Annotated in this window: 23 protein-coding genes; all 23 read right to left on the reverse strand. The window is 67.0% G+C overall.

What is annotated here, in order from left to right; genetic code table 11:
- Positions 1–68: 68 nt before the first annotated feature.
- Entirely contained in the window at positions 69–2465 is a 2397-nt protein-coding gene (locus tag AACH06_RS11935; RefSeq protein ID WP_341425905.1) for an MMPL family transporter, read from the reverse strand.
- Entirely contained in the window at positions 2465–3031 is a 567-nt protein-coding gene (locus tag AACH06_RS11940) for a LolA-related protein (RefSeq protein ID WP_341425906.1), read from the reverse strand. Before AACH06_RS11940 ends, AACH06_RS11935 begins: the two co-directional genes overlap by 1 nt.
- The gene (locus AACH06_RS11945) at positions 2934–3962 is read right to left on the reverse strand and encodes an LpxL/LpxP family acyltransferase (protein ID WP_341425907.1); all 1029 of its coding nucleotides are present in this window, start codon (positions 3960–3962) and stop codon (positions 2934–2936) included. The genes AACH06_RS11940 and AACH06_RS11945 overlap by 98 nt, the downstream gene beginning before the upstream one ends.
- Entirely contained in the window at positions 3959–4294 is a 336-nt protein-coding gene (locus AACH06_RS11950) for an ApeI family dehydratase (RefSeq protein WP_341425908.1), read from the reverse strand. Before AACH06_RS11950 ends, AACH06_RS11945 begins: the two co-directional genes overlap by 4 nt.
- Complete coding sequence (locus tag AACH06_RS11955; protein ID WP_341425909.1) at positions 4291–5664, reverse strand: AMP-binding protein; 1374 nt, start codon at positions 5662–5664, stop codon at positions 4291–4293. The genes AACH06_RS11950 and AACH06_RS11955 overlap by 4 nt, the downstream gene beginning before the upstream one ends.
- Before the next feature lie 8 nt (positions 5665–5672).
- Positions 5673–6308 (reverse strand): COG4648 family protein, encoded by a 636-nt coding sequence (locus tag AACH06_RS11960; RefSeq protein WP_341425910.1) that lies wholly within the window; start codon positions 6306–6308, stop codon positions 5673–5675.
- A gap of 15 nt (positions 6309–6323) precedes the next feature.
- Positions 6324–6608, reverse strand: a complete 285-nt coding sequence (locus AACH06_RS11965) for a phosphopantetheine-binding protein (RefSeq protein WP_341425911.1) — start codon at positions 6606–6608, stop codon at positions 6324–6326.
- Positions 6609–6795: 187 nt separating this feature from the next.
- Positions 6796–9126, reverse strand: a complete 2331-nt coding sequence (locus tag AACH06_RS11970; protein WP_341425912.1) for a Tex family protein — start codon at positions 9124–9126, stop codon at positions 6796–6798.
- 122 nt (positions 9127–9248) lie between these two features.
- A complete protein-coding gene (locus AACH06_RS11975; RefSeq protein WP_341425913.1) occupies positions 9249–9689 on the reverse strand; it encodes a type II secretion system protein in 441 nt (146 codons plus the stop codon).
- Between the two features lie 47 nt (positions 9690–9736).
- Positions 9737–10120, reverse strand: coding sequence for a type II secretion system protein (locus AACH06_RS11980; protein ID WP_341425914.1), 384 nt, complete (start codon positions 10118–10120; stop codon positions 9737–9739).
- A gap of 5 nt (positions 10121–10125) precedes the next feature.
- Complete coding sequence (locus AACH06_RS11985; protein WP_341425915.1) at positions 10126–10623, reverse strand: type II secretion system protein; 498 nt, start codon at positions 10621–10623, stop codon at positions 10126–10128.
- Entirely contained in the window at positions 10620–12914 is a 2295-nt protein-coding gene (locus tag AACH06_RS11990) for a secretin N-terminal domain-containing protein (RefSeq protein WP_341425916.1), read from the reverse strand. The genes AACH06_RS11985 and AACH06_RS11990 overlap by 4 nt, the downstream gene beginning before the upstream one ends.
- Positions 12915–12955: 41 nt before the next feature.
- The gene (locus tag AACH06_RS11995) at positions 12956–13438 is read right to left on the reverse strand and encodes a hypothetical protein (RefSeq protein WP_341425917.1); all 483 of its coding nucleotides are present in this window, start codon (positions 13436–13438) and stop codon (positions 12956–12958) included.
- A gap of 26 nt (positions 13439–13464) precedes the next feature.
- Entirely contained in the window at positions 13465–14064 is a 600-nt protein-coding gene (locus AACH06_RS12000; RefSeq protein ID WP_341425918.1) for a GspMb/PilO family protein, read from the reverse strand.
- The gene (locus AACH06_RS12005; RefSeq protein ID WP_341425919.1) at positions 14061–14621 is read right to left on the reverse strand and encodes a PilN domain-containing protein; all 561 of its coding nucleotides are present in this window, start codon (positions 14619–14621) and stop codon (positions 14061–14063) included. The genes AACH06_RS12000 and AACH06_RS12005 overlap by 4 nt, the downstream gene beginning before the upstream one ends.
- Positions 14599–15465 (reverse strand): hypothetical protein, encoded by an 867-nt coding sequence (locus AACH06_RS12010; protein WP_341425920.1) that lies wholly within the window; start codon positions 15463–15465, stop codon positions 14599–14601. The genes AACH06_RS12005 and AACH06_RS12010 overlap by 23 nt, the downstream gene beginning before the upstream one ends.
- Positions 15446–17116, reverse strand: coding sequence for a GspE/PulE family protein (locus AACH06_RS12015; protein ID WP_341425921.1), 1671 nt, complete (start codon positions 17114–17116; stop codon positions 15446–15448). Before AACH06_RS12015 ends, AACH06_RS12010 begins: the two co-directional genes overlap by 20 nt.
- Positions 17113–18303 (reverse strand): type II secretion system F family protein, encoded by a 1191-nt coding sequence (locus tag AACH06_RS12020; protein ID WP_341425922.1) that lies wholly within the window; start codon positions 18301–18303, stop codon positions 17113–17115. Before AACH06_RS12020 ends, AACH06_RS12015 begins: the two co-directional genes overlap by 4 nt.
- Before the next feature lie 15 nt (positions 18304–18318).
- On the reverse strand, positions 18319–18771 hold the full coding sequence (gspG, locus tag AACH06_RS12025) for a type II secretion system major pseudopilin GspG (RefSeq protein WP_341425923.1): 453 nt from the start codon (positions 18769–18771) through the stop codon (positions 18319–18321).
- A gap of 74 nt (positions 18772–18845) precedes the next feature.
- The gene (locus AACH06_RS12030; RefSeq protein ID WP_341425924.1) at positions 18846–19946 is read right to left on the reverse strand and encodes a cytochrome-c peroxidase; all 1101 of its coding nucleotides are present in this window, start codon (positions 19944–19946) and stop codon (positions 18846–18848) included.
- Positions 19947–20095: 149 nt separating this feature from the next.
- Positions 20096–21160, reverse strand: coding sequence for a choice-of-anchor tandem repeat GloVer-containing protein (locus AACH06_RS12035; protein WP_341425925.1), 1065 nt, complete (start codon positions 21158–21160; stop codon positions 20096–20098).
- 121 nt (positions 21161–21281) lie between these two features.
- On the reverse strand, positions 21282–21602 hold the full coding sequence (locus AACH06_RS12040) for a hypothetical protein (protein ID WP_341425926.1): 321 nt from the start codon (positions 21600–21602) through the stop codon (positions 21282–21284).
- A gap of 2 nt (positions 21603–21604) precedes the next feature.
- Positions 21605–23785 (reverse strand): RHS repeat domain-containing protein (locus tag AACH06_RS12045; protein ID WP_341425927.1); only part of this gene is annotated, 2181 nt, incomplete at its 5' end.

Raw genomic sequence — 23785 nt, forward strand, 5'->3', positions numbered from 1 at the left:
GCATCGGGCCCGGCGACCAGCGCTTGGGGGTCTTTCCAGGGGTCGCCGAATTGTCCCACAGGGGTCCATCAGCCGTCAGACGACGGGGCGGATCCCGGCTTGGCGAAAGCGGCCGAGATCAGCAGCGCCAACAGCGCCCCCGGCGCCACCACCTGCCCGATGGCCGAGAGCGCAGGAATCTCGGAGCAGGCGATCAACCCAAAGGACAAGACCGCCGTCAGGTTGGCCAGGCACAGCGACGAGAGCGCACTGGCGTCCAGCGCCTGACCATCCGGCCCACCACCAGGCGAGTCAAAGAACAAAGCGTAGTTCGACCCCAATGCCACGACCAACAACAGGCCCACCAGGTGCAGCACGCCCAGGGCCGCGCCGGACAGGTGCAGCCCAGCCAGGCACAGCACCACGGCCAACGCCAACGGCATGGCCACGCGGATCAACCTCGACACGCTGCGAAGCCACAAGCCCAGCAAGGCCACCACCGCCAACGCACCCAGCGACGATTGCCACATCGCCTCGTGCAGATAGCCTTGGTAGAGGCCGTCCAGCTCCTGTTTCAGTGCGAGCACGTGCGCGCCGGGTACACCGCTCAGCGCCTGCTGCAGCGCTGCCCCTTCCAACGTCTGCCCGCTCGCGGGGTGTACCGTGATCAGAGCGGTGACCGAACCATCGTCGCGGTCCAGCAGCATCGCATTGACCATCGGCGCAAAGGCCGTGCCGTTGAGGTCGGCCCGACGCACCGGCGCCGCCTGGCGAGCCGATTCGACGTCGCTGAGGAAGGCATTGAGGCTGGAAGCGCTCAACGGGCTGTCGCGGGTCGCCCGTTCGACGGCCTGACGCAGCGCCACCGGCTCCGGCAGGCTGGCTTGGCGTTGGGCTTGGGTGCTCACGCTCGGCAGGACCCGGGTGGGGCTGTCGTAGCCCAGCAGTCGCCCCTCGTCGATCCACCGGTCCAGCACCTCGGTGGCGGCTTCTGCGCGCTGCAGCGCCTGCTCTTCACCGTCGCCACGCACGAGCACCAGCCATCCGCCATCGTCGGCGGACAGATCCGAACGCAGTTCTGCATCCAGCGCGAGGGCCGCGGGCGACACCGGGCTGAGCGCGGTCAGGTCGCCGCGCCACAGCGGTTCTGGGGCGCGCCAAAGTACCAGTGCGGCCGCCATCGACAGGCCGAGCCACCACCAGCGGCTGCGGCGCCACTGTGGCATGGCGGCCGCGGTCCAGCGGCCCAGGCTGATGCGCCAGCCTTGCGCTGCAGCGCCATCGGGCAACAGCGCCGGCAAGACCCACCGCGCGGTGACCGTGGCCGCCACCAAGCCCGCCATCGAAAACACGCCGAGCTGGGCCAGGCCCGGGAACCCCGAGAAGGTCAGCGCCGCGAAGCCGCACAGCGATGTCAGCAGGCCCAACTTGACGGTTGGCCAACTCGAACGCAACCACCTGCGCCAGCCTTGGCCGTGCGGATCCCCGGCGGCCACCCCGGCGTGCGCCTGGATCAGGTAGTAAATCGCATAGTCGACCGCCTCGCCGATCAGCGTGCTGCCGAAGCCCAGAGTCATGCCGTGAACGGTGCCAAAGCCGAGGCTGACCGCCACCACGCCGGCCATCACGCCAGCCAACACCGGCAAGGCGGCCGCGAGCAATGCGCGCCCGGAGGCGAACGCCACCCACAACAGCCCGCCGACCAGCAGCGTGCACCAGGCGGACAGCCAATGGACCTCATGCTCGATTTGCGCCCGGCTTTGCACGGCAAAGACCGGCGCCCCGCTGAGTTGCAGCGTCAAGCCATCCTTTGCCCAGGGCACGAACTCATCTCGAATGCGCTGCAGCATGTGCGCCTGCGCATCGAGGTCGCTGCCCGCCGCCAAGGCACTGGCCAACAGCACGGCGCGTGGCGCTTCGCGCGACATCCATACACCGTCAGCCACCTTGGGCGCACGAGCCGGAATCAGGTTCTCGACGATGTGCTGCGTCTCACCGGTCGGATCGCGCTGCAGCAAAGGTTTCACCACGGCACCAGCCGGCGTGCCCAGAAGCGAGAGGGTGTCGTCGATCGCTTCGGCCAGCCCATCGGCCCCAAAGCGCTGCGGCACCACCGCGGGGCTGAGCAGATAGCGCCTGTCGACCAACCAACGGGCGCTGGCGGCCCAGTCGCCGCGCTCGCCGTTCTGCACCTGCTCGAACAGCCCGCTGGCCCGTAACGCACGCGCCAACGCCATCGAAGCCTGGGCACGCGCGGCCTCGTCGCCCCCGGATATGCCGATGAGCACGGTGCGGGCCGGGGCGCCACGTTGGATCTGCTCGATCAGCACCTGCTGGGCCGCGTTGGGGCTGGCGGGCAGAAAGGCCGACATGTCGGCCGTGAAGTGACTGCGCGTGACCACCCAGACGCCCCACAGCATGGCGATCAGCCACAGCCCCAAGGCCCAGGCGGCGCGACGCTGCGCGCCAGGCAGCCACCCCTGCATCACTTGGGCGCTGGGGTGCGCTCGACAGGCTCGATGCTCATCAGCGTCCGGTCGCCGTCGGCCATCTGAACCTCAACCGCCCGCAACTCGCCGCGCCGACCACTCAGCTGGATGTAGCTGAGCTGGGCCGCCAGCCGGGCATCCTGGGGCTCGAGCTGCACGCTCCATTGCGCCAGGCTGCCGCTGACGATCGGCTTGAACGAGCGTCGTAGCGCCGCGGTATCGCCGTTCAACGTGCCGCGTATCGCCTCGACCATCAACGCCATTTCGGGCACCGCGTCCAGCGTCATCTGTCGGCTGCGTCCGCCACGCGACAAGGTGACCTGGTTGCCGTCGACGATCATCGCCTCGGGTTTGGGCTCCAAGGTGCGCCGCTCGAAGCGATGGGGGGCCGTGAAACTCAAGGTACCGCTGGACTGCAGCGGCTTGGACAGCCCCTGCACATGGCGTTGCTCGACGAACTTGGCCTCACCCGACGTGGTGCGAGCCAATTGCTCCATCACTTCGGCCAGCTCGATCGCCTGCGCCGCCGGCACCCACGCCAGCATCGCGACCACCGACAGCATGGCCGTCCTCAAGCCAGAAATCATGGAAGTTGAACCAGTTGTACGGCGCCTCGGCGCAAAGGGCTTCCAGGCGCGCCGCATAGGCTTCGACGGCCGTCTGCACCTGAGCGTGGCGATCGGCTGCATCCACCGCCGGCACGCTGAAGTCGGCCAGCAACTCGAATCGGACATCGTAGGCGCGGCCGCCATTGTAGAGACCGGCCATGAAGAACACCGGGCGCCGAAGCACCTGCGCCAGCCGGAACGGGCCATCGGCGAATGGCGCACTTCGACCGAGAAAGGGCAGTCGGTGCACCGTGTCTCGCTGCCCGGCCCCTGGCAAGGTGCGATCGGCCAACAACCCGACCAGCCCACCTTCATCGAGCCAGTCTCGGATCGCCAGCGTGGTTCCACGCTGCCCCAACGGGATGATGCGCATCTCGAACTGCGGCGCGATGGCCTGGAGCGCCGCATTGATCATGCGCGCGTTGTCGGGGTACATCACCATCGCGATGTTCGAGCACCCTTGCGACCGCCCCGCCGCCGCCAGCGCCTCGAAGCTGCCCAGATGCCCACCGACCAGGAACGCGCCGTGTCCGGCCTCCAGCGCACGCTTCAGCTCAGGCGTGCCCGTGATCGTCAGATCGAAACAATCCGAGGCTTCGCGGAGAAAGTACACCCGGTCGAGCACGGTGGAGGCGAAGGTGTGGAAGTGCCGCCACTGGTCGCGCCATGTCGGCGCCCGCCCCAGTGCGCGCGCGAGGTAGCGCGCCGAATGGCGGCGCGCCGAGGCAGCGAACAACAGGAAGTAGGCGGTGATCGGCCACAACAGCACTCGGGCCGCACGACGCCCCCCGTGCACAGCCACCCAACTGATGATGCGCAGCGCGAGCGCGTTGCTGCGCTCACGAGTCTGGCTCCAGTCTGACGACGAAGTGTCTGCGCCGCTCATGGCTTCATGCACCGCAACTGGCCGCGCACCGCGACCCGCTCGCCGCTGTGCACTTCGAAGTCGACACCGTTCGCGGCCTCCTTCAGCACCACAACGATCACCACGTCCGGCTGATCAGTGGGGAGCACGGGCGACATGAACTTGACCGCCTCGACGCGCGGGGTGTCGCCCAGTCGCACTGCCGATGGTGGGTCATCCAGCGCGACCTCCATGACTTCTGCCAGCAGCACCACGCCCGGAAACACCGGCTTCCCGGGGAAGTGGCCGGCCAGCGAGGGATGCCGGCATGAGAGCCGGCGCTCCACCTGGAGGCTGCGTGGTGCGGAGGTCACCGTGCCGCCCCCGCCTGGCCCGTGCCCGTAGGCAGGTGCTGCAGCGCAAAGGCTCGCAGCGTCTGCGCCGTGAGCTTGCCGGTGGCTTCGCGCGGCAAGGCATCCACATGCACCACCTTGCGCGGCACGAAAGCGGGCTCGAGCAGCCCGCGCAGGCCCGAGATCACCTGCGCCGCGGTCACATCGGGCGCCACCACGAAGGCGATCGGACGTACCACGCCCTCGACCACGTCGTCCGGCATCCAGAAACAACCGTCCTGAACGCCGGCCACGCGGTTGAGCTGGAAGTTCAGGAAGGCCAACGAGCTTCGCTTGCCCGCCACATGGATCAGGTCGTTCGCCCGGCCCAGCAGGCGGAAACGTCGATCATCCTCCAGCACCAGCACATCGGCGAGCGGCGTCGGCTCCAGCACATGCCCGCCTTCGACGACATACTGCTCGCCCTCGGCCACGCGCTCGCTGCGGATGCGCAAGTCGCCCAAGGTCGTCCAGGTGTCCCCTTCGCTGGTGCGACGGCTGGCCACCTGGCCGGCCTCGGTACAACCGTAGATCTCGACCAGCACGCCCCCCAGCAACTGCTCGGCCTGCTGCGCGAGCTGCGGCGACAACGGCGCCGTGGCACTCAGGATCAAATCCACTGGCGGCAGGCTCACACCCGACAAGAGCAAGGTCTTCAGATGGAACGGCGTGGTGACCAGCGCGCGAGGGCGTGGCACGCGCGCCAGGGCGTCGGCGATATCGGCGGGATAGAACGGCCGCCCGCTGTCCATCACCGCCCCGCCAATCAGCGCCAGCAGCACCGTCGACTCGAAGCCATAGCTGTGCTGAGGAGGCACCGAGGCGACGATGGTCAGCCCCTGAAGATCAGGGCGTTGCAGCAGGTGCGCCAGTCGGGCCGCCTCGGCACCGATGTTGCTAATCAAAGCCCCCCATCGCTTGCTGTGCGGCTGAGGCCGGCCGGTGGAGCCCGAGGTCAACAGACACGCGACCTCGGCGTCAAGCGGCAGGGTGGGCACATCGCCAACGGCCCGGTTCGCCTCCGGCGCCACGACGTGCTGCATCGGAATACCCGGCAGCGACAAACCGGCATCGTCCACCAACGCCACCAACGGATGGTCGCCGTCGGCCAACTGGGCCAACGTTTCCGGCATGGCATTGGGGGGAAGCAAGCAGACGAGGCCACGCGACCAGGCCGCCGCCAACGCCACCGCGAACCGGTAACGATCGGAGCACAAGTTGATCACCCGTGCCGGCACCGGCAACCGCGCGGCGACGATCGCCACGTCGGCGAGAAACTGGCGCGCGCTGATCGGCGCCCCGGCACACCACGCCAGCGGTGCATCCAGGTCACGCGCCGACCACAGCGGCATCACGGCATTCATCGTTGCGACACCGCCCCGCCCGGCTCGCGAAAGGCACGAATCGCCACGCTGATCGGGACGCGCTCGAACTCAGGGTGCAACCAGTAGCGCAGACGCCATTCGCCCACCAGAAGCGCACCGGCCAGAAGTGGCGTGACGAAGTTGGCGAACGCCGACCACACCGCCCAGTTGGCAAAGCCGTAGAGCAGCAGCGACAGCAGCACCACGCCAAAAAAGTAGGCGACCCAGGCTTCGGTCACCCGCCGGGTGTAGGGGAACTTGGCCGCCTGCATCTGGCCGCCGTGCACCTTGAGGGCCACCGACGTGATCATCGGCACACGGCCCGCCCGAAGCGTGGCCGCAAACACGGTGCCGATCGCTCCGTTGATGAGCGCATGTTGCAAGACATACAGCCTCTGCACATCACCAAGGCCACCCTTGGCCATGAGCCAGCCGAGTGCTGCGAGCGCGGAACCCGACAGGGCCAGCGTCCGCCACCGTCGGCGAGCCGCCGCGAGGCCAGCCGCCATCACCAGCGGCGGGCCCAGCAGCCAAGCCAGCGCCCAGGGTGAATCCGGCGCGTTCACCATGAGCCAGTGCGCCAGCCATGCATAGAAGGCCAACGACAGCGCCGACAACACCAGGCGCCACATCACACACCCCGTGCTTCAGCGTGTGCGGTGGGCTGCGACGTGGGAGGCCAACGTGCGCAGCGAACGGAAGATCTCATGGTTGCGCTCATCATCGGAGCGCAACTCGAAACCATACTTGCGCGAGACTTCGAGCGCCAGTTCGAGGATGTCGATCGAATCGAGGCCCAGCCCGTCGCCGTACAGCGGCTCGACCGGGTCGATGCTCTCTGGCGCCTGTTCGAGGTTGAGTGCACTCACGCAGAGCTCGGCCAGCTCGCGTTCAAGCCCGGCCTGATCGGCGGCAGAAGGCACTTGTGTCATGGCGTTTTCAGCTGTCATCATCGCATTCCCCCCTTGCCGTGTCGTCACCCGTACAGCGGTGTAACGGTCTGTTGCCTGGCCGTGCGTGTGGCCGGCCCGGCTGGCAGGTCAATCGATCATTTTACGATGGGGCTGGAACGCCACGTTCGCAGGCGCCCCCCGAGAACCAGGGGGCTGCCGGGCAAAGTCAACGCCGCTGCAGCTTCGCGAACGCCGCAGCCATGGCGTTTTGGCCGGCCGGCTCCTGGCCGCGGGACGAGCCTGGTCGCTCACCACGAGCCGGGGGGCGGAAGCTGTTGTCGCCACGCCCCTGCCCTTTTTGCGAGGGCGCTGCATCGAGCTTCATGGTGAGCGAGATGCGCTTGCGAGGCAAATCGACCTCGAGCACCTTCACCTTGACGATGTCGCCGGTTTTGACGACCTCGCGAGCGTCGTTGACGAACTTGTTCGACAACTGGCTCACGTGCACCAGGCCGTCCTGGTGCACGCCCAGGTCGACGAAGGCACCGAACTGCGCCACGTTGCTCACGGTCCCCTCGAGCACCATGCCCGGCTGCAGGTCCTTGATGTCTTCAACGCCATCGTTGAAGCGCGCCACCTTGAAGTCCGGGCGCGGATCGCGGCCTGGTTTCTCCAGCTCGGCCAGGATGTCCTTCACCGTGATGGCGCCGAACTTCTCGTCGGCGAAGGCTTCGGGCTTCAGCGTGCGGATCACGTCGCTCTTGCCCATCACCTCGGCCACCGGACGCTGCAGCTTGTCCAGCATGCGCTGAACGACCGGATAGGTCTCGGGGTGCACACCGGAAAGATCGAGCGGGTTGTCACCGCCGCGGATGCGCAGGAAGCCCGCGGCCTGCTCGAAGGTCTTGGCGCCGAGCCCCGCCACCTCCAGCAACTGCTGGCGATTGCGAAACGCGCCGTTGGCATCGCGCCACCGCACGATGCTGTTGGCCACAGCATTCGACAAGCCGGACACGCGGGCCAGCAAGGGTGCGGATGCCGTGTTCAGATCGACACCGACCGAGTTCACGCAGTCTTCGACCACCGCGTCCAGCGTGCGAGCCAACTCGCTCTGGTTCACGTCGTGCTGGTACTGGCCCACGCCAATGCTCTTGGGCTCGATCTTGACCAGCTCGGCAAGCGGGTCCTGCAAACGTCGTGCGATCGACACGGCGCCGCGCAGTGACACGTCCAGATCCGGCAGCTCCTTCGAGGCGAATTCCGATGCCGAGTAGACCGATGCGCCAGCCTCACTGACGACCACCTTCTCGATGTGGGTGCCCGGCGCCAGTTGCTGGATGCGCTTGATGAGATCGGCCGCCAGCTTGTCGGTTTCACGGCTGGCGGTTCCGTTGCCGATGGCGATCAGGTTCACACCGTGGGTGGCACACAGCCGCCCCAGGGTGTGGATGGAGCCTTCCCAATCATTGCGGGGTTCGTGCGGGTAAACGGTGTGGGTGTCAAGCACCTTGCCGGTATCGCTGACCACCGCCACCTTCACGCCGGTGCGGATGCCCGGGTCCAGGCCCATCACCACCCGCTTGCCGGCCGGTGCGGCCAGCAGCAGATCGCGCAGGTTCTCGCTGAACACCTTGATCGCCACCTTCTCGGCCTCTTCGCGCAGGCGGCCGAAGAGATCGCGTTCCAGGCTCATCGACAGCTTGACCTTCCAGGTCCAGGCGATGGACTTGCGGATCAGTTCGTCACCCGCACGCTTCGAGTGGCTCCATCCCAGGTGATGCGCGATCCGGCCCTCGGCCAGCGTCGGCTGCCCCGGCACCACCTCTTCATCGAGGATCAGCTTGGCGTCGAGGATCTCCTGCGTTCGGCCGCGGAAAACCGCCAGGGCGCGGTGCGACGGCACGGTACGGATCGGCTCGTCGTACTCGAAGTAATCACGGAACTTGGCCACGTCGGCGTTGTTCGTGTCCTTGCCGTCCATCAGCTTGGACTGGAACAGCCCCTCGTCCCACAACCATTCGCGCAACTTGCCCACCAGGCCAGCATCTTCGGCCCAGCGCTCGGAAAGTATGTCGCGCACACCGTCCAGCACCGCGTAGGGGTCGGCGAAGCCAGCCTCGGCGTTGACGAAGGCTGTCGCCTCGGCCTGAGGGTCGAGCGAGGGATCGGCGAACAGCTTGTCGGCCAAGGGCTCGATGCCGGCCTCTCTGGCGATCATGCCCTTGGTACGGCGCTTGGGCTTGTACGGCAGGTACAGGTCCTCGAGCTCCTGCTTGGTCGGCACCGTCTCGATGGCGGCACGCAGCTCCGGCGTCAGCTTGCCCTGCTCTTCGATGCTCTTGAGCACCGCCGCACGGCGCTCTTCCAGCTCTCGCAGGTAACCCAGGCGCGATTCCAGCTCACGCAGTTGGGTGTCATCCAGCCCATCGGTCGCCTCTTTGCGGTAGCGGGCGATGAAGGGCACCGTCGCGCCGCCATCCAGCAGTTGGACAGCGGTGTTCACTTGGGCCGGCCGAACCTTCAGTTCGGCGGCAATTTGCAACAGGATCTTTTCCAAGACAGACAGACCGGTTCAGGCTAAGCGGGAAAGCGCGCGAGTGTGCCAGAACACGAAGCGCGCAGATGTGCTAATGCGGCGGCCACGAAGGCCCTAAGCTCTGCACGCGGTTGGACAGGACGTTAGGGCACAGGCCCCCTGAAGACCCACGCCTCGTAAGTCTCGCGCTCGCCTTCGAGCAGGGACAGGGCCGGCGCGAATCCGGTCACCTTCAGCGGCTTACGTGCCGACGCGCTGTGCAGTCCGACAATCAGGTTCTGCGGGTTCCGCACGATCACCCAGTCGCGCTGGCCGGTAAGCGGGTCGACGGGGATCTGCCGCAAGTAGCGCTGTACGCCCGGCTGCCGCGGATCCTTCAACAAAGACTCAAGGTCGGTCGGCGCCCGCGGCGTACCGACCGGGGTGGCCGCCGCATAGCGTTGCAAGGCGCGCTGGAAGTCCAGCCCGATTGCCAGCAGTTCTTCTTCGGCGTCATGCTGCGCCAGCGACGCCCCGGCGCTGACCGTGTAGGCGGCCGAGAGGCCGATGATGGCCACTGCCATCATGACAGCCAGGTAGGCCACGCCCAATTCGGCGCGGCGGGACCATCGTCGAACCCGGGCAGGCACCATCACCAGTCGCGAAAGGCCGTGCCGTCGCGCGCGGTGCCGAGCGCACCACTTCGCAAGTCGGCGACGCTGCCCTTCACCGCATCGGTCGGCGCGATCAGCTCCCAGCCGATGTTCGAGTTGGCGATCGGGTCCATCGGCAACATCGACAGGTACTTGCGCGCCACCAGGTCGTCCAGGGAATCGGGATAGCGGCCGAGATCACCCCGGAAATGAGCGATGGCCTCCCGGGTCACGCGGAGGTTCTCGCGAAGAACCGATTCTTTGGCCGCGTCGACGCTGTGGAAGTAGCGCGGCACCGCGATGGTCAGCAGCAAGGCAAGGATGGCGAGCACGACCAGCAGCTCGATCAGCGTGAAGCCGACGGCGGAACGTCGACCAGGCATGCGGGTCACCATTGGGTGTAGGCCACGCCGTTCAGGCCTTGCACGGTCGATCGGGAATGCACGTCATAGACGTCCTCGCCCGCCCGCGGATCGGCGGCCTCGCTCGCGTAGGACCGCAGCGCCCAGCTCGACACGGCGTCGCGGTCGGTGTCGTCGCTCATCGGATCGCGCGGCACACGGCGCAGGAAGAACATCTTGCGCTTCTTCGGGTCGGCCTGGTCCTCTTCGCCCTCGACCAATCGTTCGAGGCTGGCGGGGTAGCCGGAAGCACCCGCATCCTTGCGGATGCGACCCTGGTCGCTCGCCGTCTTGTAGGCATCGATGGCCGTGCGGATCTCGCGTAGCGCCAGACGCAACTCGCGCTCCTTGGCACGCTGGTAGGTCACCTGCGCCAAGGGCGCGGCCACCGTCGCCAGCAGGGCCAGCACTGCCAGGGTGATGAGCAATTCGACCAGCGTGAAGCCCGCGGGTGGGTTGCCGGTCGCATGACGCTGTCGGGTCACGGCGCCACGATCAGTTGGAGCGGTGCGGGGATCGAATAGGTGACCGCGCGCCCGCCCTCGCCCTCGGGCGCGATGGTCAGTACCCGGACGGTTGCGGCCGGGTTGGCCTTGAGCGCCCGCAGGCTCACGGTCATCACCGTGCCCGCGCCCGTCGCACCGGCCGTGCCGGTGCGCTTGATCGTGGCCAGCACCTGCCCCGACGGGTCGACGCGCTTCTCGAAGGTGGTCGCCGCACCGCCTTGCGTCAGGAACTCACCCTCAGTCACGTCCACCGCCTCCAGCACGGCGGCATCGAAACCCAATGCCAGCGGCAAGGCCCTCAGCGGCTTGCCCGCTTCGATCTGCAACGGAATCTGCACGACCTGGCCCGGCTTCAATGCCGGGACGGTGCCCCAGGCGAACCTGACGTCCGCGGGCGGCGGCACCGCGGCGTTCGGGACCCCACCCGGGTCCTGCGGCGCAGCGCCTTGCTGCGGCGGTGAGGCGGCGCGATCCGGCACGGTGCCGGGCGCGGCGGACGCCCCGGCGGCCGTTGCCGGGCTTTGCCCCGCGGCGCCGGCGACCGATGACGCGGCGGTGCCGCTGCGCATGCCGGAGTCGGTGCCCGAATCGAAATCGAGCAGGCTGGCATCGGGCCGCTGGATGTTCCGCAGCACGTGCGGGGTGATCGACAGCACGATCTCGGACTTCGCCGTTTCGTCGGTGCTGCCACCGAACAGCTTGCCGACGATAGGCGCCGCACCCAGCGCCGGGATCTGGTTCGCCGACTTGCGCTCCTCGTCGTTGATCAGGCCCGCGAGGATCTGGTTCTCGCCATCACGCAGGCGCAGCACGGTGGTCGCACTGCGCGTGCCGATCTGGTAGGCCAGGGTGCCGGACTTGGTCTGGATCTGGCTGACCAGGCTGCTAACCTCCAGAGCCACCTTGATCGCCACGTCGCCTTCCGGGTAGACCGTGGGCTCGACGTCCAGCTTGAGACCCACGTCGATGTAGTTGACCGAATCCGACACGAAGCCGGTGGAGGTCGCCGTCGACGTGATGTTGGGCACCCGGTCGCCGATCAGCACACGCGCCTTCTCGCGGCTCTTGGCGCGGATCTTCGGATTGGCGAGGATGTTCGCCATCGTCCGGTCCTGGCGCGCCGACACCGTGAGCGGATTGACCGCGATGCCCAAGGTGCCGGAGTTCAGGTTGCGCAGGTCGTTGAGCGTGAGCTGGGCCCCGGTGCCCGAGGACAGGGGGCTGATGCTCGCCTGGTCCGGCCAGCGAACGCCGAGGTTCAGCAGGTCGGTCCGCTTGACCTCTAGCACTTCGACCTCGAGCATGACCTCGGGCTCGGGCAGGTCCAGCAGCGCGACCATGCGCTCCACCATCTTGACCGCCTCGGCCGAGTCGCGCACGACCATCGCGTTCAGGCGCTCGTCGACGACCACGTCCTTGATCTTCAGGATCGACTTGACGGAGTTGGCCACCGACTTCGCATCGCCGTTGGACAGATAGAACGTCCGCACCGACAGCAGTTGATAGTCCTTCTGCTTGGCGGGCGTGTCGGGATATATCAGCACCGAGTTCGCATCCAGCACCCGCTGCGCCAGCTGGTTGCTGAGCAGCAGCCGCCCGACCGCCGCCTCGACGGTACCGTTGCGCAGATACAGCGAGGTCTTCTGGTCGGTCCTCACGTCGCGGTCGAACACGAAGTTCAGGCCAGAGGTCTTGGCGATGACTTCGAACACCGACTTCAGCGGCGCATCCTTGAATTCCAGGCTCAGGGACTTGCGGTAGGCCGGGCCGAGCGCCATCTCGGGGCTGGGCTTGCTGTCCAACAGCTCGAGGCGTTGCTGAAGTTGCAACGCGCGCGCATGCCGGGGGCTCTCCGCGAGCACGCTGCGCAGCTGGCTGCGCGCGGGGTCGAGGTTCTTCTGCTCGATGTTCGCGTTGACCTGGTCGAGTTGCCGCTCCCAGGTCCTCTCACGCTCGACGGCCTTGAGCCCGAGCACCGCGGACTCGTTCGTCGCGTCGGCCCGCAGCACCTTGCGATAAAGGTCGTCGGCATGGTCGAACTCGCCGGCCTCCCGCTCGCGCCGGGCCCCTTCCAGCCAGCCGGTCGTCAGCCTGGCCCTGAGCTTCAACCACGCGGCACGCACCGGCACGGACTCGGGCTCCGCCTTGGCGGCCTGCTCGAATCTTTCCAGCGCCTCGACCGGGCGATCCTGTGCCAGCAGTTCCTGGCCGTCGCGGTAGGCGGGGTTGCTAGCGCAGCCCGCCACGGTGCCCAGCGAGATCGCCAGCACCCATGCAAATCCGTGGCGCCACCGCGCCGTCCATTGCCGCCTCACTCAGCCTCCCCAATCGAAATCTTGTAGGTGTGATTCATCGGCAGGTAGAGCACCGTCAGTTCAGGCGGCGCGATCTTGACTACCTTGAATGCCTGCTCCGCCACCTCGTCCTCCTTCAGGACGAAGGTCGATTCGTCCTTGGCGAGAAAGACCGTCCAGGCGCCAGCTTCGCGCTTCTTGCCGATGTATTCGAACGGAAACGGCGGCGCTTCGGGCGCCGCCGCCTCGGACTCGGCCGCAGCCGGCGGCGGCGGCGTCCAATCGCGACCAGCAAACAGGTCGCTGCCCGCTCCGCGCTTGCCGGCGGCCGCGAACAGGGACTGGCGATCCAGCAGCCTGGGCAGCGTCACCGCCGCGGTGGTGCCGGGCCGGTCGGCTGCGGGCAGCCGCGACGAGGTCCGCGCCGGCGCGGCCGCCACCACCTCGGTCTTGGCGCCCGGCTCATCACTGAAGATCACCAGGCCCAGCGCGCCGATCAATGCCGGCGCCCACAAGTGCCAGCGGTTCATGGCGAGCCCCTCCCCGTCGACGCGTTGCCGTGGGGCAGCGCGAACCAGGCACTGAAGCTGAGCTCCACGTCGGCCTGCGGCTTCTGAGAGGCTTCCCGCTGGATGCTGAGCTGGTCGAGCGACATGTTCGGGTGGTCGCGCAGGACCGATTGCACGAGGTTGCGGACCGCCGGATACGAGCCACTCACCGGCACCGCGATCGTCACGCGGGTCCATGGCAGGCCGCTAGGCGCCTCGTACTGGTAGCTGGACCGCTCGAATCGCAGGCCCTCGCGTTCCGCGGCCACGAACAGGCTCGCCATCGCCGGGCTCACCTCGGCCGGCGGCGCCAGCACGCCGCGAAGCTGATCCAGCGGCTCGTCGAGCCCTTCGGACGGAGCGGGTTTCGGCAAGGGCCGCGCCGCCGACAGCGGCTTTGGCGGGTTGGCCAGAAGGGCCTGCAGCTCATCCTGCTGGTCCTTCAGCGGCTGCAGCCACGCCCACTGGAAGGCCACGTTGGCGGCCAGGGCGACCACGAGGGCCAGCGGCAGCCAACCATGGCGATGGACGGTCACCTCGCCACGCAGGCGCCAGGATGTCTTCGCACCGCGCGTCACGGAGGGCTCCCTATCGCCGCGGACAGGCTGAACCGCACCGGCCGGTTGGGGTCGCGATCGTTGGTCTCGTGCTTCAGCGCGCGCACGTGATGAAGGTAGGTCGACTGGTTGAGCGCATCGACGTAACGCCATGCGTCCTGCGCCGTTCGCGTCTCGATGGTGAGCGTCAAGGCGGCCTGGCCGGGTCGCGGCTCGATCTCCAGCACCGCGACGTCGCGGGGGGTCAGGCGTTCGAGTTCATCGAGCAACTGGGGCCAATCGGTGTTCAGGCGGGCGATGACATCGGCGGCCGCTCGCAGTTGGTTCGCGCTCCAGGCCTGGCGGGGCGGCAGCGGTGCAGGCGCGGTGGCCGGTTGACGGTGCGCGACTCGCTCGCGCAGCTCGGCGTTCTCCTGCTCGACTCGCTGCCAGGCGAGAAACTGCCATGTCGCCCAGGCCACGCTGATGGACGCCGCCAGCAGGTATGCAGCGCGGACGCCGCGCGAGGTTTCGTGCCCCAGCGCGCGCGCCCAGCCGGTGCTGCGCGGCGAGAAATCAACGCGCGGCCACGAGCTCATGGGCGCCCTCCAGATGAGCGGCACCGATCGCCGCAGCCATGGCGGCCGGGGACTCCGCCTTCACGGCGGCGAGAGCCGCGAGTTCGTAGCGATCCACGTCGGCCCCGCTCAGGGCGAGCTCGGGGGAACTGGCACGCGAGATGACGTCCAGCACCACCGCCCGGCCTGGCGTGACTTCGCTTCGACGGGACGACACTCGAGCCAGCTCGCGGTCGAGCGCGGCGGCCGGATTCTCGGCAGGCAGGCGAACCGTGCGCAACTCGACCGGCAGGCCGTCGACCAACCACCAGGCGACCGCCCGGTCGCTGGCCGAGCGACACACCACAGCGCCGGCGCTTCGCTTCTTCGTTCGCCAGATGTCCATCAAGCGCTGCGTCGCGGGGCTGACCTCGGACAGCCGCCAACCCAGCCGGGCGACCAAGGTGTCGGCACACTTCGCCGCCGAGGCGGCCTGGGCACAGCAGACGCTAGGGCCATCGAGCCGCCAGCGGCAGGCCATCGTGCCGCCGTCCGCCGGGTGCCCGAACAACTCTTCGTGACGAAGCTTCGCGAACGCTTCGAGCTCGGCCAGCGAGCGAGCGCCCGGAGGTGCCGTCACGAGCCACCAGCGCACGAGATCTTCGGCCAAGGTCACCGACACGGGACTTCCTGCCAGCAGCGCGGCCAACTCGGCCGTTTCCTTCATCCAGCCGACGACGGCATCAGGCACCTCGCCGATCACCACGCTGGCGACCCGGTGGGCCAGCGCCCCATTCGCCCCGCGCCAGGTCATCGCGACGCCGCTGGCCGACAGGCCCAGCGACACGCGAGGCCGCCGAATGCGGCTACGAAGCCAACGTGACACGACGCACCTCCTCCAGCGTGGTGTGGCCCGCGGCCACCAGGTCGAGCGCCGTTTCGAACAGCGTGCGCGTGCCATTGGCGCGGGCCGCCTCCTTGATCTGGCGAACGGGCTGCTTGGCGATCACCAGCTCGCGGATGTCGTCGCTCATCGTCAACAGTTCGGCGATCGCGCGTCGCCCCTTGAAGCCCGTGCCGCGGCACGCGCCGCAGCCGTGGCCCTGGCGGAAGTCGAAGCCACCCACGGCCCGGGCATCCAGCCCGCACCGCGCCAAGGCCTCGGCATCAGGCCGGGTCGGGCGCGTGCATTCGGGGCAGTTGATGCGCACCAGGCGCTGCGCCCAGATGCCATTCAGCGCCGACGACAACGAATACGGGTCCAGCCCCATGTGGGCGAAGCGGCCGAAGACGTCGAACACGCTGTTGGCGTGCACCGTCGACAACACCAGGTGCCCGGTCAACGCGGACTGCACGGCGATCTCGGCGGTCTCCTGGTCGCGGATCTCGCCGACCATGATTTTGTCCGGGTCGTGGCGCAGGATCGAACGCAGGCCGCGGGCGAAAGTCAGGCCCTTCTTGTCATTGACCGGGATCTGCAGGATGCCCGCGATCTGGTACTCGACCGGATCCTCGATGGTGATGATCTTGTCGCGGCCGGTGTGCATTTCGGTCAGCGCCGCATAGAGCGTGGTGGTCTTGCCGGAGCCTGTCGGGCCCGTCACCAGCACCATGCCGTAGGCGGCCTCCACCAGCATGCGCAGCGAGCGGACCGACGACGCGTCGAAGCCGAGCGCATCGATGCTGAGCCGTCCGTGCTGCTCGACCATGGACTGCTTGTCGAGCACGCGGATCACGGCGTCTTCACCGTGCACGCTGGGCATGATGGACACGCGCAGGTCAATGTCGCGCCGCTGCACGCAGACCCGGAAGCTGCCGTCCTGCGGCACGCGGCGCTCCGCGATGTCCAGCTCGGCCAGGACCTTCAGCCGGGAGATCACCTGCTCGGCCAGCGCCACGCCGGCGACCTGCATCACCGAATCGAGCACGCCATCGATGCGGTACTTGACGGCCAGGCCTTCGGCCGTCGATTCGATGTGGACATCGCTGGCACCTTGCCGCAGCGCGTCGTACAGCGACGAGTTGACCAGTTGTACGGCCGGGCTGGCCGACTCGCTGATGCGGGCCAGCGACAGCGTTTCGCTGACAGGCGCCAATGGATCCGCATCGCCGGCCTGCGCCGCGATGCCGTCGGTGGCGCGGGCCGAAGATTCGTGGCGGCTCAGCAGCGCATGCAGGTCGGACGGCGTGCACACGTGCCAGTGGACGGGGCCGTCGGCCAGGGCTTCGGCCCAGGCGAGCAGGTCGTCGTCGTAAGGGTCGACCAGCACGCCAAGCATCGACGTGCCCGTCGATGCGCGCATCAGCGCGCACTGGCGCAACTGGGCCTTGACCAGGGACAGGACCCCGAACGCCGGCTCCCAGCGCAGCAGGTCGTCCATCGTCGCCAGCGGCATACGGACCGCCGCAGCCAGGCACGACGCCACGTGCGCTTCGGCACAGGACAGTTCTTCGGCCAGCAAGGTTACCCAGCCGCGGCCCTGTTGGCGCGCAGCGAGGATCTGCCGGATGGGGACGTCAGGCTCGCCGCTGATCATTGGAAGGACCCCGCCAGATCGAAGATCGGCATGTAGAGCAACAGAACGATCAGGCCGATGACCAGGCCGATCACGGCCATCAGCACCGGTTCGAACGCGCGGGTGAATCGCTCGATCCAGCGCGCGGTCTCGCCTTCGTGGAACAGCGCGGCCCGGCGCAGCATGGTGCCCAACTGGCCGGTTTCTTCACCCACTTTCAGCAGGCGGGCGGCCACCGGCATGGTGAGCGCCTCTTTCTCGAGGGCCTTGGACAGCGGCTGACCTTCGGAGACCGTCGCACGGACGCGGTCCATGCGCTCGCGGTCGGCCGGCGCACCCACGGACCGCAGCAGCTGCAGCGCCTGGCCGATCGACATGCCGCCCTCGAGAAGCAGGCCGAGCGTCAGGTACAGTCGCGCGACCTCCATCTGGCGCAAGCGGTCGCCGACCCAGGGCAGGCGCTTGATCGCGGCACCCAAGGCGCCAGTGCGGCGCGCCCTCAGCACGCCGAACACTAGGGCGGTCACCACCAGTGCGGCGGTCACCGCCAGCGGCACCGCATGCTCGGCGGCATAGCGGCCCCACTGGATCAGCAATTGCGAAGCCCAGGGCAGTGCACGCCCCGTGCCTTGATAGACGAGCGCGAACTTGGGGACCACGTAGCTCAGCAGGAACACCGTGACGGCGGCACCGACCAGCATCAGGATCGCTGGGTAGACCGATGCACTCACCACCTTGGCGCGCACCGAGTCCACGCGGGTCTGGTACTCGATGAAGCGAGTGAGCGCCTCCGTCAGGTTGCTGGTGCGCTCCGCGGCGCCCACCAGGCCGACAAAGAGCGGGGCGAAGGTCGAGGGCTGTCGCTGCAGCGCCACCGACAACTTGTGCCCGGACCGCAAGTCTTGCGCCAGTTGCTGCAGGACCAGGCGGCTCGCCGGCGACGAATCTTTCTCGAGCAGCGCGTCGACCGATTCGATGACGCTCAGGCCGGCCTGCAGCAACGCCAGAAGCTCCTGCGCGAACAACACCAGCGAGAAGGTCTTGCCCCGGCTCGCGCCCCAGGCCGCCGATGCCCGCTCGGCATCGAGCGACATCACCTTCAACCCTTGCTGCAGCAGCTCCTTGCGCGCCTCGGCAGGACCGATGGCCTCCAGGCGCACCGTGTCGATCCGCTGCTGTGCGTCCAGGACGCGCGCTCGAAATTGCACGAAACCACCCGACCGTCAGAAGCTGGTGATGTCGGCGGCGTCGCCGTCTCCCCCTGCCTTGCCGTCCTTGCCGTACGAGATCACCTCGACCTCGGCGCGTGAGCCGGGGCTGCGGTATTCGTAGGCATGGCCCCAGGGATCGGCCGGGACGGCCTTCTGAAGGTAGGGGCCGTTCCAGTTGGCCAGCGTCCCCGGACGGTTCACCAGGGCGTTCAATCCCTCTTCGGGACTGGGGTAGCGGCCGACATCGAGTCGGTAGGCGTCCAGCGCCTTCACGAGCGCCTCGACCTGCGCCTTCGCGACGCCGCGCTCTGACTTGCTGATCTGCGAGAAGTAGCGCGGCCCCACGTAGGCGGCCAGCAACCCGATGATCGCGACGACCACCAGCAGTTCGAGCAGGGTGAAGCCGGCCTGAAGGCGCGCAGGCGTCGCCCGGCCCCGCGAAGCGGTGGTGTGTGAGTACGGCATAGGTTTCCTCCCCCTTTGCTTTTCTGGCGATTTGGCAGACGCTTGCGCAATCGTTCCGCGGATTCTAGATTCCGTCAGTCCCGCGAATCCGGGCGCTGCCCCCCCAAGTTGTAGGCACTTGAAGGCCAGCCGCTCAACGATTCGAGGAAAGCCACCAGCTCGCCCTTCTCGGTCGGCGTCAGGATCAACGGGTGGCCGTCCTCCTTGCCGCGGTAGTAGATCTCGCGCTCCACCGCCTCCTCGAGAGTGGCGACGCTGCCGTCGTGCATGTAAGGCGCTGTAAGCGCGACGTTGCGCAGGCCGGGGGTCTTGAACTTGCCGATGTCCTTCGGGTCCAGGGTCACGACGAATCGGCCGAGCGCGGCCATGCCGGGGTCGCGCAGGATCGAGTGGTCCTGCGCGCGGCCATCGTCGTGCCACTCGCCGAGCTGGCGCACCAGCGAGGGCAGCTGGCGCTCAATGTCCTTCATCCCTACACCCAGCGAATGGAAGCCGTGATCGGTCAGCAGCGGCTTCGGCCCTTCGGCCGTGTGGCAACGGGTGCAGGCGGCCACACCGCTGAACAGCTGCCAGCCTCGCTGCGCCGCGATGGGCAATGCCGTCGCATCACCGGCCCGGTAGCGATCGAATGCAGAGCGCCCATCGACCAGGCGCCGCTCGAAGGCCGAAAGGGCCTGTGCGACACGTGCTGCCGTGATGGGTTCGGCCTCTTCCGGGCTCAGGCCAAAGCTCTGCCGGAACTGCGCCGCGTACTCGCCGTCGGACTTCAGCAGCGCCAACATCTCGGACGCGCCGCGCAGGCCGTGTTCCAGTGGATTGAGCAAGGGGTCAAGCGCCTGATCTTCCAGCGTGGCGCGTCGGCCGTCCCAGAAGAAGCTGCGCTGCGCGCCAACGTCCACGAGAGACGGCGTGTTGCGGCTGCCCAAGCGGCCGCCTATGCCCTCGGCCACAGGCTTCCCGTCCGAGAAGGCATGTTCCGGCTTGTGGCAGGACGCGCACGAGACCCTGCCGTCACTGCTCAGCCGCGCATCGAAGAACAGGCGGCGGCCGAGCTGCTCCTTTGCCTGGACGGCCGACGTTTCGGCGGCCGTCATCGGGGCCGGCGGCGCGGCCAACACCAAGCTCCCCGCCACCAGCGCAGCGCCGCCGGCCTTCAGCGCCGCGACGGCTTTCACGAAGTCCCTGGCGAGCTGCGTTCCATTTTGCGCTTCAAGCCAGCGGCCCGAGGAAGATTCGTCGGGCTGGCGCGAGCCGCCGCGGCGCAAAAACCGATGCACTGGAGACCTGAAGGAACGTTGGATCAAAGGCCGGCGGGACTAGCGGGTCAGGGATTCTGGCGGAAAGCCGCCCCACCGCCCGAGTTGCCTGGGCTGGTGGTTCCGATCAGTTTGCCGGATGCATCGAGCAGGAGGTGACCACTGGGACGACCGCCTTCTGCGGCGCTGAAGGCATGCAAGGTGGCCTGCGCGCCAGCAGCGGTTATCTTGAACGTCGTCCCGTAGCCGGTGGCGGCGCCGTAGGACGTAGTGCCGTAGTACACGAAGTTGTTGGCCATGGTCACGCCACCCTTGGGGATACCGCCGTCCGCGCCGCCGGTGAACGAATACAAGCGGCTGAAGGCACCCGCCTTGGTGACGCGGTACACCGTGCCGTAGCCGTTGGCGCCGCCGCTCTGGGTGGTGCCGTAGAAGCTGCCGTCGATGCCCCACTCCAGAGGACCCGTCGGCGATGAGCCGCTCGTGCCGCCGACGAAGGAATAGATTGGCGTAAGGGCGCCGCTCGTCGCCACCTTGAAGACGACGCCGGCATTGTTGGCGCCCCCGTTGGTCGTGACCCCGTAGAAAACGCCGTCGCCGGTGTGGGTCAAGCAGTTCGCGGGCATCGTGCCGTTTGTGCCGTTGAACGAAGCCACCGTCGTCACGGTGCCGCTGCGCGAGAGACGGAATACCGTCCCCTTGTCATTGGCGCCGTCGAACATCGCGACACCGTAGAAATTGCCGTCGTTGCCGTTCGAGATGCACTGCGGTGCCGAGCCTTCGGTCGCACTGCCCTTGAAGTGGTGGATGACGGTGAACACACCGGACGACGAAACTTTGAAGGCCGTACCACCGCCGTGCGTGCCGCCGGTGGACGTGGTGCCGTAGAAGTAGCCGTCATGACCGTCGACCAGCGTTCCGCGCGGTTGGCCGCCATCGCTGCCGTTGAACGAATGCAGCACGGTGACCGCGCCAGCGGGGGTCATGCGAAAAACGCTGCCGTACCAGTTCAGCGCGCCACCCTGGAGCGCGGTGCCGTAGTAGTTGCCGTCACTGGCCTGGATCAGCGGATTAGGGTACGAGCCTTCGGCGGTGGTGAACTGGTGCAAGACACTGAATTCGCCGGCGGCCATGGCAGCCGTGGCCGACAAGGTGATGGCTGCGGTAGCGCAAGTGAGTCTGGTCAGAGTCATTTTTGGCATATGCGGATGCTTGGAAGCAGTATGGAAACATTACGGCAACGGCCACCCTTGGTCATGTGGCGTCGCCTCGCGGTTCGAAGCCGTTCAAGAACAGCAACAAGTCCTTGACCGATCGGACTGCGGATTGTTGTGTCATCTCGGCGGCGGTCGGCAGCCGAAGACCGGCAGCCTGGGCGACACTGATGACGAGTTGATCGAGTTCGTCGTCGACGATGCCAAACGCCTTGTAGAGGTCGGACTCCAAGGTCGGCGCCTTGACGCTGAAGGAATGCACCAGCGTGTCGTACAGGAGAGCGGCGAGGTGCTCCTTTGCGCCCAAGGAGCAAGCGTCTTCAATGAATGTGCATTTCGCCACCCTGTTCAGGCCCTCCAACGTCAATCGGCAAATGTGCAAGCTGCGATGCTTACCGCATCGTATACAAGGATGGCGGTGCCGATGACCGGAATCCATCTGGCGGCCACGATGCCCAGCGATGCGGACCTGGCCAGCGGCCTCACAAATGTAGGTGCCCAGACACGAGGAATTCGTTGCGGGAAGGCTTTCGACAGGTATTTCGATGCCAACGAAGTGCGCGGACTCGAGCCTGGCGTCACGAACGGCTTGGGAACCAATGGCATGCCCGCGACCACTCCCGCCGCGGCGACCAGGTCTGTGATGCCGTAGTGATCTGCGGCGCAGCCCGCGAGCGACCCAAGACCCTCGGGGTCGTTCTCCAGAATCGGATCGCCGCCCACGTATGCGTAGTTGTTGGTCTGCCCCGAAGCCCAGCCGATGGGGTCTTCGGAGATGAAGCGCATGCAACCGGGCATGTAGTAGCGGGCGCGGTAGTAGTACAGCCCGTTGGCACTGCCCGGGTTGTCGTTCTCTCGTCCAGTGAACTGTTGGGTGTTGCCATTGCTGGCATCGGCCGTGGTCGTTCCGTAGGGCTCGTAGGTGTAGTCCACGAGCTTGTCTTGGCTGGCGTTGGTCGACCGAACGGTGTTGTTGTTGGCGTCGGTCAGCAAGCTGGCCAATTCGCCACCTTCCATGCGCAAGAAGGTCTCGTCGAGCGCACCGGTGATCAGTTGGGCACGGACGCTGCTCGTGTTGCTGTTGCCATTGAGTTCCTGCACGAAGTTGTCGCTGTCATACACGTAGCCGGTGGTCGTCGCACCAATGGTCTTGCTGGTGCGGCGGCCTCCGATGTCGTACTGGAAGCTGGCCTGCTCGGAGCCCCCGTTATTGATGCTTTTGAGCTGGTTGCGCTCGTCCCAGGTATAGGTCAAGGTGCCGTCGCTGAGCAGGTTGCCGTTGTTGTCGTACTGGAAGCTCGCACCGCCCCATTGCTTGAGACGATTGTTCGCGTCGTACTGGCCAGCCACCTCGGCCGTGGGCAGGTTCATGCGTGCCATGCTGCCGCCGATGCTCGTGCGGCGGCCCGCGCCGTCGTAGCCGTAGGTCAGGTCGCCGATCACCGATCCATCGGCCTTCTTAAACACGATGGCCTTGAGCTGGCTCGCATCGTCCCACGTGTAGTTCATGGTCGAGCCGTTGGTCAGCGTGGTCTTCTTGCGTCGACCTGCATCATCGGGATCCAGCTTGACGATCTGCTTGACGTTGCCATTGGCCGGCCCAGCGGCTTGCTCGATCTGGCGAAGCCGGTCCGCATCGTCCCAGTTGTAGCTGACCAAGGGCTGGTCGACCTGGCTGCCCGGCGCGCCATTGCGCACGAGCATCGTCAAGCGACGGCCGCCGTCGTCGTAGGTGTAGTTGACTTCGGCTTGCGGCGTGACCTCCTGGGTCATCTGGTCCAGGTCGTTGAAGGTACGTTTGATGACGCGCTTACTGGCCACCACCGAGCAGTTCAGGTTGGTCTGCGGCGTGGCACAGATGCGGTCTTCGATGTTGCGCAGGCGGTTTCCCTTGTCCCAGGTCAGCTCCACCTGGCTGCGGAACGCGGTCGGCTTGGCCGCCGTTGCGCCGAAGCTCACCAGCTTGACACGGCCCAGTCCGTCGTAGCTCACCGCCGACAGCTGACCGTTGCGGTCGATAAGCTGACGCAACTTGCCACCCGGCTCATACAGCCGCGATTCCCCGTTGTTCAGCGCATCGGTCATCGTGTCCAACGTGCCGATCGCCGTCGGCTTGAACTGGCGAATATTTTTCTTCTCGTCGATCAATTGGGTGTTGAAGCCGTTGTCGTCATAGGCAAATTCAGCCGTCCCCTTGAGAGGATCAGTGACAGCCCTCAAGCCGTTCAGCGCAGTCCACTCGAGGTACGTCGTGTTACTCATAGGGTCGGATATGGACCACATGCGACCCACATTGTCGTAACCAAGTCGGATAGTCCCGTTGAGCGGATCGACCACACTCGACAGGTCACCACCGTCGTAGTTGTAGGACGTGGCCTTGTTCAGCGCATCGGTGACCGTCTTCAGCCTGCCGGTGTCCGGGTCATACGTGAACTTCGCGATCACGTGGTTCAGGCCATCGGTCACGCTCTTGAGCTTGCCGTCGGCGTAGTAGTCGAACGTGGTCTTGTGCTTGTTCGCGTCGGTGTAGGTGCGCGGCTTGTT

Origin of the sequence: Ideonella lacteola (genome assembly GCF_038066555.1) — a bacterium.
GTDB lineage: Bacteria > Pseudomonadota > Gammaproteobacteria > Burkholderiales > Burkholderiaceae_C > Ideonella > Ideonella lacteola.